Raw genomic sequence first — 17,458 nt, 5'->3', positions numbered from 1 at the left:
CGTGTATCCATTATATAGCGGGGCACCGCGGCCGCGCCGAAACGTCAGTGGAAATATTTTTTCATTGAGACGTTACTTACCTGTAATATCTGCCCTTGGGGCATTCAGGAATGGTGGACGCGATGAACGAAGATTTGCCTCATATCGAACCGGAATGGAAAAGCGCTCTGGCGGTCATTGTTGTAGCACTTGCCGGCATGTGTCTGATTATGGTGGCTTTTTTACTCTAACCCCGAGTAGTCGTCCGACTGCGCCTGGCTAATTGAGGTTTGTTAAGCGGTATGACAACGCCTCGGTCGACCTGGCAATAGGACTGGAGGCGATGTGTTTTTCGACAATTGCAAGATTGCATTTCGACTCGGCCGGCCGTTTTCCAATATTTATTGCCGAGACACAGTCGGTTGCGATTTCACTGTCCTGGAAGGCGCGAAGACGAACTGAACCGGTCCCGGGCATTTAGATATCCAGTATAGCCTTGATCACCCCAGCCTCGGGTCGCAGCCAATCCTTGAACAGCGAGGACCCATCAGCAAGCGACCCCCGGTGCGTGTTCAACGCTTTCGTCGGCACCCGGCCATTTTCCATTTGCTTCACCACCTCGGCAAAATCGTCCGGCTGCGCATTGCGGCTGGCGAAGAGGGTGGTTTCGCGCTTGTGAAATTCCGGGTCGGAGAAGGTGATGTCGTCGCGCACGACGCTGACGAGGACGTAACGGCCGCCGTGGGCGACGAAGCCGAAGCCGCGTTGCATGGCCTTGGTGTTGCCGGTTGCGTCAATGACGACGTCGAAGAAATCGCCGTCGGTGAGGCGTTTTGCTTGAGCTTCCGCCTCGTTATTGGCGATGAGCGTCCGATCGGCGCCAAGCGAGGTGATGGTGAAATTCAATCGGTCCTCACGGACATCCATGACGGTGACGTCGGCGCCGCGCGCCTTGGCGAATATGATGGCCGACATGCCGATCGGACCCGAGCCGACGACGAGAACGCGGTCGGCGTCGGTAATGCCGCCACGCTTGACGCCATGGGCGCCGATCGCCAGAAACTCGATCATCGCAGCTTCGTCGAGCGAGGCCTTGCCGGCGGAGATGACATTCGGCTCTGGCACACAGATGAATTCGCTCATGCCACCATCACGATGTACGCCAAGCACCGCGATGTTTTGGCAGGCATTGGTCACGCCGCGCCGACAAGCGATGCATTTGCCGCAGGCAAGATAGGGAACGATATAGACATTTTCCTCATTCTTAAGGCGGCTCGAACCATTTGCATCCTCCACCGTACCGGACAGCTCATGACCCATGACGCGCGGATATTCGAGAAAAGGATGCTTGCCTTGATAGATGTGGAAATCCGTGCCGCAGATGCCGACGCGTCTGATGCGCACCAGCACCTCGCCTTCGGCAGGCGTCGGGACATCGCGCTCGATCAGGGAGAGCCGGCCGGGTTCGTTGCAGATCAATGTTTTCATCGTGATGCACTCTCGAAAGGCCGGCGACGCCGGCCGTTGGTGTTTAAGAGGGGGCATTTGCCGACGTCGCCAAACGGCGAGCCGGGGCCTCGGTTCATTCATCATAGTCCCGCGCCAACTGCGCTTCGAAGCCCCGCATGGACATCACGGAGTCGTTTCGATCAAGGCATGGCGGGCTGCGATTTCTCTAAGGACCGGCGCATCTAAGGGACTGGCTGCCTTATCCGCCCAATCCAGGAAGGCCTGAATACGGCGAGCGACCTTCTCGCGGTGATGCTGAGCGATGTCGGCAATGCGATGCTCGAGAAAGGGATTAAGGAAGCGATCGAGCGTCGTCGCCACATAGGCCTTCGCCTCATCGCCCATGCCGTTTGCGGCAAAGCCGGGTAACACTTCGGTCTGATAGAGCGCATCCAGCCTTGCGCGTATTTCCTTGTCGGCCAGTATGGCACGCACCGTCTCGTTCTCCGGTCGGTTTTCACGTTGCCAGATTTCGGCAAGGACAGTGTGGCCGAGATTGAGGATATGCAGTTTCAGACGCTCGTAGCGGTCGAGATCGTCGGTTAGCACGATGCTCGGGTGGCTGCATGGCAGGCGGACGCCCGGAGCCCGCTTGATCGCCCACAGCGCATAGGGTTCGGCAACCGCGCCGATTGGTTCGATTGGCTGCGAAACGATCCGGTCGACCAGGGTCTCGGCAAACGCGACGTGGTCGTCGAGCCAGGTGACGAATTGTGTTGGCACAGCGTTGAGCTCAGCGCAGTTGATGACCGCCTGTTTCAGAATGCGGCCATTGCCTGTCACGAGTTCGCAGGGCAGCACGACCAACGGCCGGCCGGATGCCTGCCAGCGTTTGACGAGCAGTGCTGCAAGCTTGGCGGGAAAGGAGCGTGGAACCTGGCCATCCGCACCAAAACTGTCTTCGTCCCGCGATGTCTCATATCCGGTGTCGCCGGTATTGGAGATGACGAATTCGGCTTCCTTGACAAAGAGCCTCGATAGTTCGTCCCAATGCTCGACGGCCGAGAGGCCGCGATCGACGCTGGTCACTTGGACGGTGCGATCGACAGGTTGTCCGGACACCATGCCGCGGATGACGACCGGATATCCGCCCGTCTTGCCAAAGGCGCCGACACGTCCGCTGCGGCTGCTGGCGCCGGAAACCTGAACGACGGTGATCGGCCCGACATCCTGGCCTGATTGTCTTGCCTCATGCACGAAGAACGCCGCATGGGCTTGCAGAAACCGGCTGGTGCCAAATTGAATGATCCGCGCGCTCAAGACAGGCCTCTCTTGCCTTCAATGTTGATCGATATTGCCGCTTGACGGGGGGACGTGCAGACATCTAGCAATCCTCCCGGCATATTTGTTTTTTATCTATAGAAAACAGTTAAGCAAGCAGCCGTCAAATGTTTTTTATGTGGATAAACAGGCGATGGAGCAGCATGCCTTCAATCGAACGCGGCGTTCGTTGTCATATTTCACGATCAAATATTCATAGACGCGTGGGCACACGCCCCTTGGCATGAACGGCCGCGTTACCGAAGACGATGACCGATATGGCATATCTCGGCGGCATCTTCGTCGAGGGTGAGCTTGGCGTGCTGGGCTCGCTCGAAACCAGCATGGGCGAGGCTGAAGACGGTCATGGCGCGGAAGGCAAGCTGTCGCATGACCAGCTGCTCACCAATCTGGAAGAGGCCGTTCAGTTCGCGCGCGAGACCAGGGTCGATGCGCTGGCGATGAATGAGATCGAGGGTATCCATGGCAAGCTGCCCAACACGCATCTTGTCATGCATGGTTCCTCCTCGGTTCCCGAGGAATTGCAGGAGATCATCAACAAATATGGCGGGCAGATGAAGCCGACCTGGGGCGTGCCGGTCGAAGAGATCCAGCGCGGCATCAAGAACGGCGTGCGCAAGATCAACATCGACACCGACGGCCGCATGGCGATGACGGGCCAGATCCGCCGGGTGCTGCAGGAAGATCCGAGCGAGTTCGATCCGCGCAAATATATGAAGCCGGCCATGGCTGCCCTGACAAAGCTCTGCAAGGAGCGGTTCGAGCAGTTCGGAACGGCCGGACACGCCTCGCGCATCCAGCCGTTGACCGTCACCGAAATGGCCAGGCGCTACAAGTCCGGCTTACTCGATCCGGTTTTCTCTTGAAGCCTAAGTGATCAGCGTGCCGTGGGGCTGGCCGCCCGGCGCAGGCTTTCTTCGCTCAGCGTCCGACCGTGGAATTTCGACAGCGACGCGACGACATCGTCGATTTCGGCCGCCAGCCGCTGCGCATCCCAGTGCAAGGCTGCCGCCGCGATCGCGCCGATTTCGCGCAACCCCTGGATCGTCAGCAGGCCTTCGATCGCCATGGTCGTACGGCGGAAGACGATGTCAGACAGACGCACGACGAGCTCCTGCCGCGCGATCCAATCGATCTCCAGCGCGCTATAACGCTGCGCGTCGCTGATGCGCTGACTATCGCTATAGGCCGAAGAATGGGCAAGGATTGCCGCTGCGGTCGTGCCGTATCGGTCAAGCAGCTCCTCTGCTCTACTTACCTCTACCCCGGCTTTTGCTGCGATCGATCGAATCCAGCTGGCGCGCTCATTGGACGTGAGCGGAAAATCCCGGCCGCCGCCGATGGCGAGCCGCTCGGTCGACGTCTTGCGGCCGCGCTGAAGGCGTGTCAGCACGGTATCGGCCACTTCCTCGGCAAAACCCCGGAACGTGGTCCATTTGCCGCCGACCAGCGAGATGATCGGAAACGGGCGCCCGGCCTGCGGTTCGAAGACCGGTGCGGAATGATCGCGGCTGATCAGGCCCGGCGACGAGGCGTCCGAGGCGGGCAGGGGGCGAATGCCGCTATAGCTGTAGGTCACCTGGTCGCGGTCGAAGCGGAGGGTCGGCAGAAGCGAGCGTACGCTATCAAGGAAATAGTCGATCTCGGGTTCTTCGCAGCGGACATTGTCGGGATCGTCGCAGGGGATGTCGGTCGAGCCCACAAGCGCCTGGCCCAGATAGCCGTAGACAAGACAGATACGGCCGTCATCGGCTTCGAAATAGATCATATGGCCGTTCAGGCTGCGCACCAGCTCCGGGTGATCGAGCAGGATATGCGATCCCTTGGTGCCGCCGATCAGATGGGCCGGCGCGCCGAGGGCGGCGTTGACGTGATCGATCCACGGGCCTGCGGCATTGACGACGAGTTTCGGCTTGACCGAAAAGGCATGGCCGTCCGAGCGCTGGAAGGTCAGCAGGCCATCGGCTGCGGAAACAAGTCTTGTCGCATTCGCCGCCAGCGAACTCTCGTTCGCTTCCAGCCCGTCATGGATCAACTCATAAACAAGCCGTTCCGGCCGGCTGATCTTGGCGTCGTAATAGATGCCGCCTGCGACGATCTCGGGTGTGACATGCGGCATTTCCCTGAGCGCGCGGCCCTTCAGAAGGAACCTGTGGCGCGGCATGACGCGGTTGCGCGAGCCGAAGAAGTCATAGAGCGCAAGCCCGATCTTGATGAGCACCGCGCCACGGCTGCGCGGAGCGGTCGTCGAGCCCGTCAGCGTACGAAGAGCGGCCCAAATGCCCCGAGTCCAGGAAAAGATCGGCACGAATGTCGGCAGCGCCTCGACGCAATGCGGCGCGTTCTTCAGCAGCAGGTTCCGCTCGAGCGCCGACTGGGCCACCAGACCGAACTCGCCTGTTTCGAGGTATTTCAGACCGCCATGGATCAGCCGCGACGGTGCGGCGCTCGTTCCCGAGCCGAAGTCAGATTTGTCGACGATCAGGCAGTTGACGCCCTGCACCGAGAGATCGCGAAACAGACCGGCGCCGTTCACCCCAGCGCCGAGAATGACGACATCGACATCTCCGTCCTGGAGTTGCGAGAAGCGTTGTTTCAGATCGGCGGCGATAGCGGTCATAACATCTTCGTCCTGCTGAGCTGCCGCGATAGAGCCTGTCCGCGCGGCGCATTTTCGGTCTAGTCTTGGGAGTGTTGGGTTGCGAGATTGCCGATCCGTGGCCAGAGCGGCGTCATTGCTCCGGCAATATCGCAGAAGAGGTCGTAGCGGATGCGATAGTCGGCGCTACGGGCGGGCTCCGGGTGATAGGTCAGGGCGATCTTGCCGACATCGCGCGGATCGCTCTGCGGGCTAGGGTAGACGCCAATACCGGCGCCGGCGCAAAGTGCGGCACCCCAGGCGGCGGCTTCATCGGTTTCGGTGACGGTGACCGGCATGCCGAGCACATCGGCAAACATCTGAACGACGATCGGGTTGCGCGACACGCCGCCCGCCAATCTCGCCTGATCAAAGGAAAAACCGTCACTTAAGGCATCGACGTGAATCTTATGGTTGAAGGCGATGCCTTCGAGGACCGCCCGCAGCATGTCGCCGCGATCGTGCCAGCCACCAAGCCCGAAAAAGCTGGCGCTGGCATCGGCGCCATAGGGCGAGCCGAACAGATAGGGGTGGAACAGCGCGCTCGACGGCCGATTGAACGCGGCTTCGATTTCGGGACCGAGGACGGCATGTATGGACTTGCCCGCCGCTTCGGCGCTTGCAATTTCACTGCCGCAGAGCTTGTCCAGGAACCATTCATAATTCGCTGACGATGCCGGGGAGATCGACATGTTGTTCCATTGGCCCGGCGCGATGGCATTGCGGCAGAACCAGCGGCGATCGACGCGCGGTTCCGAAGAGAGCGTTTCGTTAATCGAGTAGGTGCCGGCGATGACGGCAACGATGCCGTCGGCATAGCCGCCGGCCCCAAGCGCCGAGGCGGTCACATCATGCAGGCCGGCAACGACGGGCGTGCCCTCGGCAAGGCCCGTCCGCTTTGCGACGGCTTGGGTCACGTGTCCGACGATTTCATCCGATCGCGAGGCATGCGGCAGGGCACCAGTCATCTCGCTAAGGCCGAAGAGCTTCAGCGCATCCGATGAATAGTCTTGTGTCGAAACATCGGTAAAGGACGTGCTGGCCTCGGTCCGGTCGGTGCCTTCAACGCCAGTCAGGCAGAAGCGCAGCCAGTCCTTGCAGGAGAGGATACGGCCGATTTCAGCAAAGCGCTCTGGCTCATTGGCCTTGATCCAGGCAAGCAGCGCCGACGGCGCCGAGACGTGCGGCAGCTGGCCGGTCAGCGTCAGGGCCTCGTCGGCAATCGGGCTTTTCAGCCATCGTTCCACGACCGGGCCGGCGCGGCTGTCGAGCGAGAGAATGGCGCGTCCGAGCGGTTTCTTTGCCCTGTCGAGCAGATAGATGCCGTCGCCATGGGCGGTGGCGGCAATCGCCTGAATATCGCTGGCGGGACGGTTGCTGAGCTTGATCGCCTCGGCAATGGCATCGGCCGTCTGCGTCCAGAGTTCGTCTATGTCGCGCTCGACATGGCGGGCCTTCAGCATGAACTGGGTCACGCGGCGCCGCGCGACGGCAAGCGGCGTTCCATCGATGTCGAAGATGACGGCCTTGGTGACGGTCAAGCCACTGTCAATTCCGAGCAGACTCGGCATTCTCGATACTCCTGATCGTGAAAGATCCTGGGCCGACCGCCTGGGCCTGGCCGTCAGGACCGCTCCTTGTCGCCTTTGGCGACGACAACATTGATATTCTTGTTGCGTATGCGCTCCAGATGAGCGGCAGGCGTCTTGTCGTCGACGATCACGACATCGAATTCGCTCAAACGCGCGAAACTATGCAGCGCCCGTCGTTCGAACTTGGTATGGTCCATCATCAAGATGCGCTTGGCGGCGCTGTCGAACATCGCCCGCTTGATGTCGACGATCTCGGGCGATTGATGGAAGACGACGTCATCGATGATGGCCGACATCGAGATGAAGGCGACATCGGCCCGCAGGCGATTGATTTCGTTGATCGTCATGCGGCCCATGAAGGCGTTGCACCAATTGTAATACTGCCCGCCGAGCGCCAGAAGCGTCACGTCATGCATGTCCTTCAGCGCATTCATTAGTGTCAGCGAGTTGGTGATCGCCGTCAGCGGAACCTTGGCGGACAGCTGCGATGCCATCTGCAGGACGGTGGTGGAATCGTCGAGGAAGATCGCCTGGCCGGGTTCGATGAACTGCATTGCGGCCGCCGCGATCATCTTCTTTTCGCTCGCCTGCCGGTTGGCGCGGTAGACGTCGCTTGATTCGATCAGGCTGGTGGCGGCGGCCGAAACGATGCCGCGTGTCTTTCGGAACAAGCCTCGGCTGACCAACTCGTCGACATCGCGATGCGCCGTCATCAGGCTGATGCCGAAACGGTCGGTCAGATCCTCTATGCGCATGGAGCCTTCCGTCATCACAGCTTCGGCGATCATCTGCCGCCGGGCGATCTGACGGGAATGCCGGCTGTCGCTCGGCAGTTCGTTTTGCAGGAATGATACAGGGCTTGTCTTGTCTGTCACGTCGGCCTCTAGCGCTGAGCCTTGCGGATGTTCCCGTGCCGCAGCGAATGCAATGCTATGGGAAAAGGCATAAAAAGCAATTCGCTAACAGGAGTTCTGCAAGTCATTCCTCACGTTCGGCCGGATGTCGCCGATGGCGGGCTAAGGGTGGGAGCGCCGGCGTCCGGCGCCCCCAATGGCATTATTCGGACAGAACGAAGGGTGCCGTGTACTTGTCGACATTGTCCTTGGTGATCAGGATGCAGTCGAAGAGCTGCTTTTCGCTCGTGGCACCGGTCTTGCCGGTCTTGATGAAGCTGTCGGCCTGCTTGACGGCTTCCGCCGAGAAGGTGGCGACCGGCTGCAGAACGGTGTACTGCAGCTCACCGGCCTTGATGGCGGCAACAGCGTCCGGCGAGCCGTCGAAGCCGCCGACCTTGACGTTGGCGAGCTTGCCGGCTTCTTTAAGAGCGGCAATCGCGCCGAGCGCCATTTCGTCATTGCCGGAGATCACGCCGATAATGTCCGGGTGAGCCTGCAGGATCGACTGCATCTTGTTGTGGCCCTGGGTGCGGTCCCAGTTGGCGACTTCCTTGGCAACCTTCTTCAGGTCGGGATACTGGGTCAGAACGGTTTCGTAGCCGTTCGAACGGGTAGCGGCGTTGTTGTCGGAGGGCGAGCCGAAGAGTTCGGCATAATTGCCCTTGTCGCCAATGGCTTCGACCCACTGCTGTGCGCCGATGGCAGCGCCCTGGGCGTTGTTGGAAACGAGCTGAGCCTTGGCGAGACCTTCCTGGTTGATTTCAGCATTGACCAGGAAAACCGGGATGCCGGCGGCAACGGCCTTCTTCACCGCGCCGACGGAGCCATCGGCGTTTGCCGGATCGAGAATGATGGCGACCGACTTGTTGGTAATGGCCGTATCGATCAGGTTGCTTTCGGTGTTGGTATCGCCCTTGTGGGCGCCGACCGTCGCCGTATAGCCAAGCTTTTCGGCGGTCGCCTTGGCGACGTTGCCTTCCGTTAGCCAGTAGGGGTTGGACGGATCGTTGACGATGATCGTCATCTGACCGGCAGCCCATGCTGCTCCCGTCAGAAGCGGCGCCACGGCAACCGCTGCCATGACGGTACGCAAAGCTTTCTTGAACATTAGTCTCTCTCCCTTTTGATGAGCTCAGTGGTGCCGGCAAGCCGGCGGTTCTTTCCCCGATCGATGTATTCACCGGCCGGTGACAAGCTTGTGTGCGGCGTCAGCCGGATTTGGTCCGGCGTCCGTACTGGATGCTGTTCATGAGCACGGCGAGCACGATGACGGCGCCGGTAAAGACCGTCTGCCAGTAAGCCGACACGCCGATGATGACGAGCCCGTCCGACAGGAAACCGATGACGAAGGCGCCGAGCATGGTGCCGCGCACGGTGCCGCGACCGCCCGTCAAGGCGGCGCCGCCGATGACGACCGCGGCGATCGCCGTCAGCTCGTAGGTGGTGCCGGCGGTCGGGCCGGCGGATGTCAGCTGCGAGGAAAGCACCAGGCCGGCGACGGCCGCGCAGACGCCCGACAGCACATAGACGATGATCTTGACGCGCTTGACCGGAACGCCGGAAAGATCGGCGGCGCGCTCGTTGCCGCCAGAGGCATAGAGCCAGCGGCCGAAGGCGGTGCGGCTGAGGACGAGACCGCAGATGATCGCAAGCACGGCAAGCACGATGACGCCGATCGGGATGCCGGCGAGGCGGTTGAAGCCAAGCCAGTCGAAGCCGGTATTGCCGAGTTCGGGACGTCCGCCGAGATTGTTGTAGGTGAGGCCGTTGGTCATCAGCAATGCGATGCCGCGGGCGACATAGAGCACCCCGAGCGAGGCGACGAAGGCCGGGACGCGCAGGTAAGCGATCAGCACGCCGTTGACGGCGCCGACCACCGCGCCAAGCGCGCAGGTTAGTACGACGACGGCCCAGACCGGCGGATAGAGAATGACGCCGAAGCTCGACAGCGTGACACCCTGCATCAGGAAGCCGGCGATACAGCCGGCAAGGCCGAGCGTCGAGCCGACCGAAAGATCGATCCCGCCATTGAGGATGACCAGCAACATGCCGATGGCGAGAATGCCGAAGATCGCCACATGCGAGGCCATCGTCAGGAAATTGCTGAGCGAGAAATAATAGGGCGACAGGAAGGAGAAGACCGCGATGATGACGATCAGCGCGAAGAAGGCGCGCCCTTCCAGGATCAGCCGCACGAGATTGAAGTTCCGCCGCTGTCCGTTCGAAATTGGTTTCTTTTCTGTGATGTTCGTGACTGACATAATCAGTGCTCCATGAATGCGGCTAGTGCGCGACCACTGCTTCGCCGGAGGCGGCCATGATCTTCTCTTTGGTGACGTCAGGCCCGAATTCGGCAGAGATCTTGCCGCGGTGCATGACGATGATGCGATGGGCGATGCTCAGGCATTCGGCGACTTCCGACGTCGAATAGATTACTGCAAGACCTTCCTTGGCGCGCTCGGCGAGCAGCTTGAAGACTTCGGCCTTGGCGCCGATATCGATGCCGCGGCTCGGCTCGTCGAGCAGGATCACTCTCGGCTGCGTCGCCAGCATCTTGCCGATGACGACCTTCTGCTGATTGCCGCCCGACAGCGAGCCGATTGCGGCCTCACCACCATCGGTCTTGATGTGAACCTTGCGGATCGCGTCGTTCACCAGCGACCGCTCGCGACCGCCTGAGGTGAACAGACCTTTGGTGAAGGCGCCGATGCTGGCGAGCGACAGGTTCGAGCCGACGCTCATCGTCTGGACGAGGCCGTCGCGCTGCCGGTCTTCCGGCACCAGCACCAGGCCTTGTGCGATGCGTCCGGCGATGCTGAGGCCGCCGACATCGTTATTGCCGAGCAGCACACGGCCGCCGCTCGATCTGAGGCGTCCGGCCACGCATTCGAGCAGCTCGGTGCGACCGGCGCCCATCAGGCCGTAGATACAGACGATCTCGCCGGCGCGAACTGCAAGCGACATGCGATCGACCGCATTGTAGGCAGCTCCTGATGGGCCCGGCACGGTGAGATTGTCGATCGTCAGCGCCACGTCGCCTATTCTATGGCCGGTCGGCGGACTGCCAAGGTCGAAATTGTCGCCGACCATGTTGCGCACGATCCATTCGAGATCGATGTCCTTGCGCTCGGCGTAGGCCGTCATGTTGCCGTCGCGCAGCACGACGGCGTGATGGGTGATCTGCAGCGCCTCTTCCAGGTGATGCGAGATATAAACGATCGAGACGCCACGGTTCGTCAGGTCGCGAATGACCTTGAAGAGGACTTCGACTTCGCTGGCGCTCAATGCCGAGGTTGGTTCGTCCATGATCAAGATGCGGGAATTGACCGATAGCGCACGCGCGATCTCGACGATCTGCTGCTGGCCGAGACGCAGGTCCTCGACGGGAGTGAGCGGATCGATATTTTCCTCCAGCTCCTCCATCAGGGCACGGGTCTGGCGCTCTTCCTCGGCAAAATCGACCACGCCGCCCTTCATGATCTCGCGACCCATGAAGATGTTGTCGCGGACGCTGAGGTTTGGCGCGAGGCTCAATTCCTGGTGGATGATGGAAATGCCGCAGGCGCGGGCATGCGTCGAGGAGGCAAAGCTGATCGGGTTGCCGTCGAGGATGATGTCCCCTGAGGTCGGCTGAATGACGCCGGATAGGATCTTCATCAGCGTCGACTTGCCGGCGCCATTTTCGCCGAAGAGCGTGGTGACTTCACCGCGGCGAATGTCAAAATTCACGCCCTTCAGCGCATGGACGCTGCCATAGGATTTGGCGACGTTGCGGGCGGCGAGAACGACTTCGCCCGTGGTCACGCCGTTGTGCTGGACCTGGCTCATTTTACGTCGACCTTTACGGGGGTGATGAGCCAGTTCTTCGGGTTGATCAGCTTGAAAACGCCAACGACAGTCGCCGTCTTGCCGGTCAGCTTCTCAGGATCCAGGCTGCCGAGGGTCGCCTTCTTCATCTCATTGTTGATGGCGGAACCAGCGTCCTGATATTCGATCTGGTTGGTGAACTGCCCGAATTCGATCTTGCCTGTGGCGTCGCGGAGATCGGTGCCGTTGATTGCGGGACCAGTTTGTACCCGGATGGTGACACCGTCAGGCATGCCGTCGACCTTGAACTCGTTGAGATTGGCCTTACGCTCGCCGAAGGTTCCGGTCAGCGAAACGGGAAGAACGGGTCCGGTGGTGGTGGCGACACCGTATTTCGTGCCGGCGGCCTTCTTGTCGGCCAGAACGGCATTGGCAAGCGTCACGGCATCGACGGCGCGCTTTTCGACATCGGCCTGGACTTTCGGGAATTCTTCCGCGCCGTAGGCCTCGGGTTGGAAACCTTGCTCGCGAATATCGTGAGTCGAGCCGATTCTGACGACTTTGGTATCGGCCGCGATGGCGCCGATCACGATCACCGCGACGGCAATCCCCGCCACGATCTTGAGCTTGGATCCCGCCGGCTTGGCAGTTGCATACTGAGTCTGGGTATTCATGTTCAAACGACCTTCGGCATATCAGCCGGATTGCCTGATGGAGAGGGAGGAGAAGGTGCTGCGATCCAGGCTAGCGGAAGTGCAGCCCTTGTTTTGAGGCCCGCAGGCGCTCCGCTCGGCTTTCGACGGTGCTGTCGCCGGAATGGAAATTCAACATCAGGAGCCTCCTCAGCATGTGGACGGCTGTCTCCTCAGTCGTCCATTTCGGCTTCACGATGACCGCATCCATGCGGGTTTCGTGATATAAGTATGTTAATAACTCCAATTTATATGTTATAAATATTTCGACCTGTCAACCGCGATTTGGGATGCCCTGCCCATCGCCTGCCCTCATGCACGTCAGTGTTATCCTTCCTCGATGGCCTACAACTTTCACTTTGCATGCGCTATTCGAGGCTTTGCCGCCGGTGCTCCTCAGCGAGAATTTCTCTAAAGAAATTGCAGTAAGTTACGGATCTTTATCAGGAAAGAAAGAACATTTTTGCGATGTTCCGATCAAAGCATTGCTCTTGCCTGTCGATCGCTCGCTAACGAACTTCTTTCCTTCCGCAGCTTCTCTCGGGAGCGGCTGGGGAATTGACAGCACTCATTTTATATGAAAAAAATTACAAGACCAGAAAAATATTACTGCAACAGTGATATCTTTGTGTTATAAGTTAGCGCAGTGATTGAGGGCTCGCTATTGCGTCGGGTTCAGCTGTTCAGGGTATTGAATGTGCGAAATGGCCATTCGCGGGTGCTCCTGTGAGCTTGGGATGTGGCAGCGATGCGCGCGAGTTGGCAAAACTGTACTCGTGACCGGGTGGGGAGGAATGAAGATGTTCGTGATGTATGCCAAAGCCCCCGCCGTAAGGCGCGTGATGGTGGAGCCGGCCTGCAATGCCTAAAAGTGACGGGATCATCATCGGCATCGACGCAGGTACCTCCGTTCTGAAGGCGGTTGCCTTCGAATTGTCCGGAAAGCAGATCGTGTCCGCCTCGGCGCGCAATCGTTACGAGATGGGGGAAGATGGTTCGGTCACGCAGTCGCTTGGCCAGACATGGTCTGATTGCGTCAGCGCGCTGCGCGGACTTGGCGAGAAGGTCGAGAACCTTGCCGCCCGAACGGCAGCGATCGCGGTCACGGGGCAGGGTGACGGCACCTGGCTTGTCGGCTCCGGCAATATTCCGGTCGATGATGCCTGGCTCTGGCTCGACGCCCGAGCCGCATCGACGGTGACGCGGCTGAGCGCCATGGCTGGCAACCGCGCGCGTTTCGAGGCGACGGGCACGGGTCTCAATACCTGCCAGCAGGGCGCGCAGCTCGCGCATATGGACCGCTTGATGCCGGAGCTTCTCGATCGGGCCGAAACTGCCTTGCACTGCAAGGACTGGCTCTATCTCAATCTGACAGGGGTACGGGCGACCGATCCGTCTGAGGCCAGTTTCACCTTCGGCAATTTCCGCAATCGCCAATATGATCCGGTCGTCATCGATGCGCTCGGTCTTGCCGGCCGGCGCTCGCTTCTGCCTGATATTCTCGACGGAAGCGAGACCAGCCATCCCCTGACGGAGGCGGCCGCCAAGGCGGCGGGCCTGCTTGCCGGGACACCGGTCTGCCTCGGCTATGTCGACATGGTCATGACGGCGCTCGGCGCCGGCGTTCGCACCGGCGGCCAGAATGCGGCCTGCTCGACGATCGGGTCGACGGGCGTGCATATGCGCGCCAAGGCCGTGCCCGATGTCCAGCTCAACGACGAGGGGACGGGATATGTGATCGCCCTGCCGATCCCCGGCATCGTCACGCAAGTCCAGACCAATATGGGCGCGACCATCAATATCGACTGGATTTTACGGGTCGCGGCGGATCTGATGTCCACAGGCGGAAATCAGGTTTCCTATTCGGATCTCATTCCGCGCATCGATACCTGGTTTGCCGAGGCGCGTCCGACGAACCTTCTCTATCACCCCTATATTTCCGAGGCGGGCGAGCGCGGTCCCTTCGTCAATGCATATGCGCGCGCCGGCTTCACCGGGCTTTCGACGCGGCACGGCTTTGCCGACATGTTGCGGGCCGTGGTCGAAGGCCTCGGCATGGCAACGCGGGACTGTTACGCGGCCATGGGCGACTTGCCCTTAGAACTGCGCCTCACCGGAGGAGCTGCGCGTTCGCGCGCGTTACGAGGTTCGCTCTCTGCCGCCGTCAAGGCGCCGGTCCGCATTTCGGAGCGGGAAGAGGCGGGTGCTGCCGGTGTCGCAATGATGGCCGCGGTCGCGATCGGCGCCTACCAGGACATGGACAGCTGCATTGCCGATTGGGTGACGCCGCTGCTCGGCACGGCCGAGGAGCCGGATCCGGAAAACGTCGAGCGCTACGACCGTTTGTTCGACGCTTACAAGGACGTGCGGCAGGCGATTGCGCCTGCCTGGGACAAGCTGGCCGAGCGCTAGCCCGTTGGCGGCCGGCGAGCGCCGCCATTGAAGATTGATTTGATGATGCCCGAGGGCATTCGAACCAGGGCATCCGAAGGAGCATGACATAATGGAACCGGAAATCTTTGATCTTTTCGTGATCGGCGGAGGCATCAATGGTGCCGGCATTGCCCGCGACGCGGCCGGCCGCGGTCTTTCGGTTGTCATGTGCGAGAAGGGCGATCTGGCAGAAGGAACCTCTTCGCGCTCCGGCAAGCTGGTGCATGGCGGCCTGCGCTATCTTGAATATTACGAATTCCGTCTTGTGCGCGAAGCTTTGATCGAGCGTGAAGTGCTGCTGAACTCGGCAAGCCATATCATCTGGCCGATGCGCTTCGTGCTGCCGCACAGCCCGACGGATCGTCCGGCCTGGCTCGTTCGCCTCGGCCTGTTCCTCTACGACCATCTCGGTGGCCGCAAGAAGCTGCCCGGCACGCGCTCGCTCGATCTCCACCGCGACCCGGAAGGCGCGCCGCTCCTCGACCAGTATTCCAGGGGTTTTGAATATTCCGACTGTTGGGTTGATGACGCCCGGCTCGTCGTCCTCAACGCTCTCGATGCGTCCGCCAAGGGCGCGAAGATTTTAACACGCACGGCTTGCGTCAGTGCGCGACGCGATCAGGGCAACTGGGTCGTCCAGACCCGCGACCAGCGTTCCGGTGAAGTGCGCACCGTTCGCGCCCGTGTATTGGTGAATGCCGCCGGACCCTGGGTCAATGACATTATCGGCCGTGTCGTCGGCTCAAACAGCCAGCGCAGCGTCCGGCTCGTCAAGGGCAGCCACATCATCGTCCCGAAATTCTGGGCCGGCCAGCAGGCCTACCTCGTCCAGAACCACGACAAGCGCGTGATCTTCATCAACCCTTATGAAGGCGACAAGGCGCTGATCGGCACGACCGACATTCCCTATGAAGGCAAACCGGAAGAGGTGGCGGCCGACGAGAAGGAAATCGATTATCTGATCACGGCGGTCAATCGCTACTTCAAGGAGAAGCTGCGCCGCTCCGACGTGCTCGAGAGCTTCTCCGGCGTCCGCCCGCTGTTCGACGACGGCAAGGGCAATCCGTCGGCCGTGACGCGCGATTACGTCTTCGATCTCGACGAGACCGGCGGTGCGCCGCTGTTGAGCGTATTCGGTGGCAAGATCACCACCTTCCGTAAGCTCTCGGAACACGCGATGCAGCGGCTTGCCAAGTTCTTCCCGAAGATGGGCGGCGATTGGACGCGGGGCGCCACGCTTCCAGGCGGCGAGATTCCGAATGCCGATTACGTCGCCTTCGCCGACACGCTACGGGAAGCCTATCCCTGGATGCCGCGCGCGCTTATCAATCACTACGGCCATCTCTATGGCGCCCGCACCAGGCAGATCGTCGGCGAAGCCACGTCGCTGGCCGCACTCGGCCGCCATTTCGGCGGCAATCTCTATGAGGCCGAAGTCCGCTATCTCGTCGCTTCCGAATGGGTCCAGGCGCCCGAGGACGTGCTGATGCGTCGCACCAAGGAAGGTCTGCGCATGACGGCGAAGGAGAAGGCGGATTTCGCGGCCTGGTTCGATGCCGAACTGGCGCTGGCTGCCTGAAGAACAGACTTTGCCGGGAGAATAGGCATGCCCTTAACGCTTTCACTCAACACCAACCCGCTGGTGAACCGCTTTGCCGAGCCGGCTGATCTGATCGAAACCGTGGCGCGCGATCTGCGTATCCGCGATCTGCAGCTGACGCACGAGTTCATCAATCCGAGCTGGCAGGCACCGGTCATCCGCCGGCTGACACGGGACATGCAGGCAGCGTTGAAGCGTACCGGCGTTCGCGTCACATCAGGCATGACCGGCCCCTACGGCCGTCTCAACCATTTCGGTCATCCAGATAAGGATGTTCGCCGCTACTATATCGACTGGTTCAAGACCTTTGCCGATATCACCGCCGATCTTGGGGGGCATTCCGTCGGCACGCAGTTCGCGATCTTCACCTATAAGGACTATGACGATCAAGCCCGGCGCGAGGAGCTGATCGAGATCGCAATCGAATGCTGGGGCGAGGTGGCCGAGCATGCACGTGCTGCCGGTCTTTCCTATCTATTCTGGGAGCCGATGAGTATCGGCCGCGAATTCGGCGAGACGATCGAGGCATGTCGATCCCTGCAGGAGAGATTGACGAAAGCCCCATTCGCCATTCCGATGTGGATGATGGCCGACATCGACCACGGCGATGTCACCTCGGCCAATCCCGACGACTATGATCCCTATGCCTGGGCACGCGCCGTGCCGAAGGTTTCGCCGATCATCCATATCAAGCAGAGCCTGATGGACAAGGGCGGCCACCGTCCCTTCACGGCGGAATTCAACGCCAAGGGCCGCATTCAGCCGGAGCCGCTCTTGAAGGCATTTGCCGAAGGCGGTGCCAAGGACAACGAAATCTGCCTCGAACTGTCGTTTAAGGAGCGTGAGCCCAACGATCGCCAGGTCATCTCGCAGATTGCCGAAAGCATCGCCTTCTGGGCACCTCATATCGACACGGGTGCCAGTGACTTGCATATCTAGCCGCTGGAGTGGCCGAGACTCGATTCCACCTGAGCCCCACCCTTGCGGAAGGGGACGGATTTGGGGGCATGGTCAGATAAAAAGCAGGCGAG

At 60.6% G+C, this 17,458-nt stretch carries 13 protein-coding genes and 1 pseudogene; 4 read left to right on the top strand and 10 right to left on the bottom strand.

The annotated features are described in order from the left end of the window. Nucleotides 1-456: 456 nt before the first annotated feature. On the bottom strand, nt 457-1,467 hold the full coding sequence (locus HGP16_RS26960) for a zinc-binding alcohol dehydrogenase family protein (RefSeq protein ID WP_168843037.1): 1,011 nt from the start codon (nt 1,465-1,467) through the stop codon (nt 457-459). A 144-nt stretch (nt 1,468-1,611) separates the two neighbouring features. Beyond that, nucleotides 1,612-2,748, bottom strand: coding sequence for a mannitol dehydrogenase family protein (locus tag HGP16_RS26955; RefSeq protein ID WP_168843036.1), 1,137 nt, complete (start codon nt 2,746-2,748; stop codon nt 1,612-1,614). A gap of 278 nt (nt 2,749-3,026) precedes the next feature. Here HGP16_RS26955 and HGP16_RS26950 point away from each other — a divergent pair. Next, nucleotides 3,027-3,635: pseudogene (locus HGP16_RS26950) on the top strand (class II fructose-bisphosphate aldolase); the annotation flags it as partial. A gap of 11 nt (nt 3,636-3,646) precedes the next feature. On the opposite strand, the gene HGP16_RS26945 reads toward HGP16_RS26950, so the two are convergent. The 8 genes from HGP16_RS26945 to HGP16_RS26910 all read right to left on the bottom strand — a co-directional run bounded on the left by HGP16_RS26945 (nt 3,647) and on the right by HGP16_RS26910 (nt 12,605). Then, nucleotides 3,647-5,389, bottom strand: a complete 1,743-nt coding sequence (locus HGP16_RS26945) for a glycerol-3-phosphate dehydrogenase/oxidase (protein ID WP_168843035.1) — start codon at nt 5,387-5,389, stop codon at nt 3,647-3,649. A gap of 59 nt (nt 5,390-5,448) precedes the next feature. Continuing rightward, the gene (locus HGP16_RS26940; protein ID WP_168843034.1) at nt 5,449-6,978 is read right to left on the bottom strand and encodes an FGGY-family carbohydrate kinase; all 1,530 of its coding nucleotides are present in this window, start codon (nt 6,976-6,978) and stop codon (nt 5,449-5,451) included. Between the two features lie 53 nt (nt 6,979-7,031). After that, on the bottom strand, nt 7,032-7,874 hold the full coding sequence (locus HGP16_RS26935; protein ID WP_168843033.1) for a DeoR/GlpR family DNA-binding transcription regulator: 843 nt from the start codon (nt 7,872-7,874) through the stop codon (nt 7,032-7,034). Between the two features lie 181 nt (nt 7,875-8,055). Continuing rightward, the gene (locus tag HGP16_RS26930) at nt 8,056-9,003 is read right to left on the bottom strand and encodes a D-ribose ABC transporter substrate-binding protein (RefSeq protein WP_168843032.1); all 948 of its coding nucleotides are present in this window, start codon (nt 9,001-9,003) and stop codon (nt 8,056-8,058) included. Nucleotides 9,004-9,103: 100 nt separating this feature from the next. Further along, nucleotides 9,104-10,156, bottom strand: a complete 1,053-nt coding sequence (locus HGP16_RS26925) for an ABC transporter permease (RefSeq protein WP_168843031.1) — start codon at nt 10,154-10,156, stop codon at nt 9,104-9,106. A gap of 22 nt (nt 10,157-10,178) precedes the next feature. Next, nucleotides 10,179-11,723: a sugar ABC transporter ATP-binding protein gene (locus tag HGP16_RS26920; RefSeq protein ID WP_168843030.1), complete on the bottom strand. Its 1,545-nt coding sequence runs from the start codon at nt 11,721-11,723 to the stop codon at nt 10,179-10,181. Continuing rightward, nucleotides 11,720-12,376 carry a DUF2291 domain-containing protein gene (locus HGP16_RS26915; RefSeq protein WP_168843029.1) on the bottom strand — a complete coding sequence of 219 codons (657 nt, stop codon included), beginning with the start codon at nt 12,374-12,376 and terminating at the stop codon, nt 11,720-11,722. Before HGP16_RS26915 ends, HGP16_RS26920 begins: the two co-directional genes overlap by 4 nt. 70 nt (nt 12,377-12,446) lie before the next feature. Further along, a complete protein-coding gene (locus tag HGP16_RS26910) occupies nt 12,447-12,605 on the bottom strand; it encodes a hypothetical protein (RefSeq protein ID WP_168843028.1) in 159 nt (52 codons plus the stop codon). 650 nt (nt 12,606-13,255) lie between these two features. On the opposite strand from HGP16_RS26910, the gene HGP16_RS26905 reads away from it, so the two are divergent. From HGP16_RS26905 to HGP16_RS26895, 3 genes are all read left to right on the top strand, one after another. After that, nucleotides 13,256-14,806: an FGGY-family carbohydrate kinase gene (locus HGP16_RS26905; RefSeq protein WP_168843027.1), complete on the top strand. Its 1,551-nt coding sequence runs from the start codon at nt 13,256-13,258 to the stop codon at nt 14,804-14,806. An 88-nt stretch (nt 14,807-14,894) separates the two neighbouring features. Then, nucleotides 14,895-16,406 (top strand): glycerol-3-phosphate dehydrogenase, encoded by a 1,512-nt coding sequence (locus tag HGP16_RS26900; protein ID WP_168843076.1) that lies wholly within the window; start codon nt 14,895-14,897, stop codon nt 16,404-16,406. Between the two features lie 27 nt (nt 16,407-16,433). Then, nucleotides 16,434-17,366 carry a sugar phosphate isomerase/epimerase family protein gene (locus HGP16_RS26895; protein ID WP_168843026.1) on the top strand — a complete coding sequence of 311 codons (933 nt, stop codon included), beginning with the start codon at nt 16,434-16,436 and terminating at the stop codon, nt 17,364-17,366. Nucleotides 17,367-17,458: the final 92 nt, after the last annotated feature.

Source organism: Rhizobium sp. P40RR-XXII (genome assembly GCF_012641405.1).
Lineage (GTDB): Bacteria > Pseudomonadota > Alphaproteobacteria > Rhizobiales > Rhizobiaceae > Rhizobium.
Note: the sequence above shows the minus strand (reverse complement) of the source record. Positions and strands in the feature narration are given on the sequence as shown.

Bases quoted from the DNA above. Each gene is read 5' to 3' on its own strand.
- HGP16_RS26940 (WP_168843034.1), bottom strand. From the start codon at position 6,978: ATGCCGAGTCTGCTCGGAATTGACAGTGGCTTGACCGTCACCAAGGCC.
- HGP16_RS26925 (WP_168843031.1), bottom strand. From the start codon at position 10,156: ATGTCAGTCACGAACATCACAGAAAAGAAACCAATTTCGAACGGACAG.
- HGP16_RS26930 (WP_168843032.1), bottom strand. From the start codon at position 9,003: ATGTTCAAGAAAGCTTTGCGTACCGTCATGGCAGCGGTTGCCGTGGCG.
- HGP16_RS26905 (WP_168843027.1), top strand. From the start codon at position 13,256: ATGCCTAAAAGTGACGGGATCATCATCGGCATCGACGCAGGTACCTCC.
- HGP16_RS26920 (WP_168843030.1), bottom strand. From the start codon at position 11,723: ATGAGCCAGGTCCAGCACAACGGCGTGACCACGGGCGAAGTCGTTCTC.
- HGP16_RS26910 (WP_168843028.1), bottom strand. From the start codon at position 12,605: ATGGATGCGGTCATCGTGAAGCCGAAATGGACGACTGAGGAGACAGCC.
- HGP16_RS26895 (WP_168843026.1), top strand. From the start codon at position 16,434: ATGCCCTTAACGCTTTCACTCAACACCAACCCGCTGGTGAACCGCTTT.
- HGP16_RS26960 (WP_168843037.1), bottom strand. From the start codon at position 1,467: ATGAAAACATTGATCTGCAACGAACCCGGCCGGCTCTCCCTGATCGAG.
- HGP16_RS26945 (WP_168843035.1), bottom strand. From the start codon at position 5,389: ATGACCGCTATCGCCGCCGATCTGAAACAACGCTTCTCGCAACTCCAG.
- HGP16_RS26915 (WP_168843029.1), bottom strand. From the start codon at position 12,376: ATGAATACCCAGACTCAGTATGCAACTGCCAAGCCGGCGGGATCCAAG.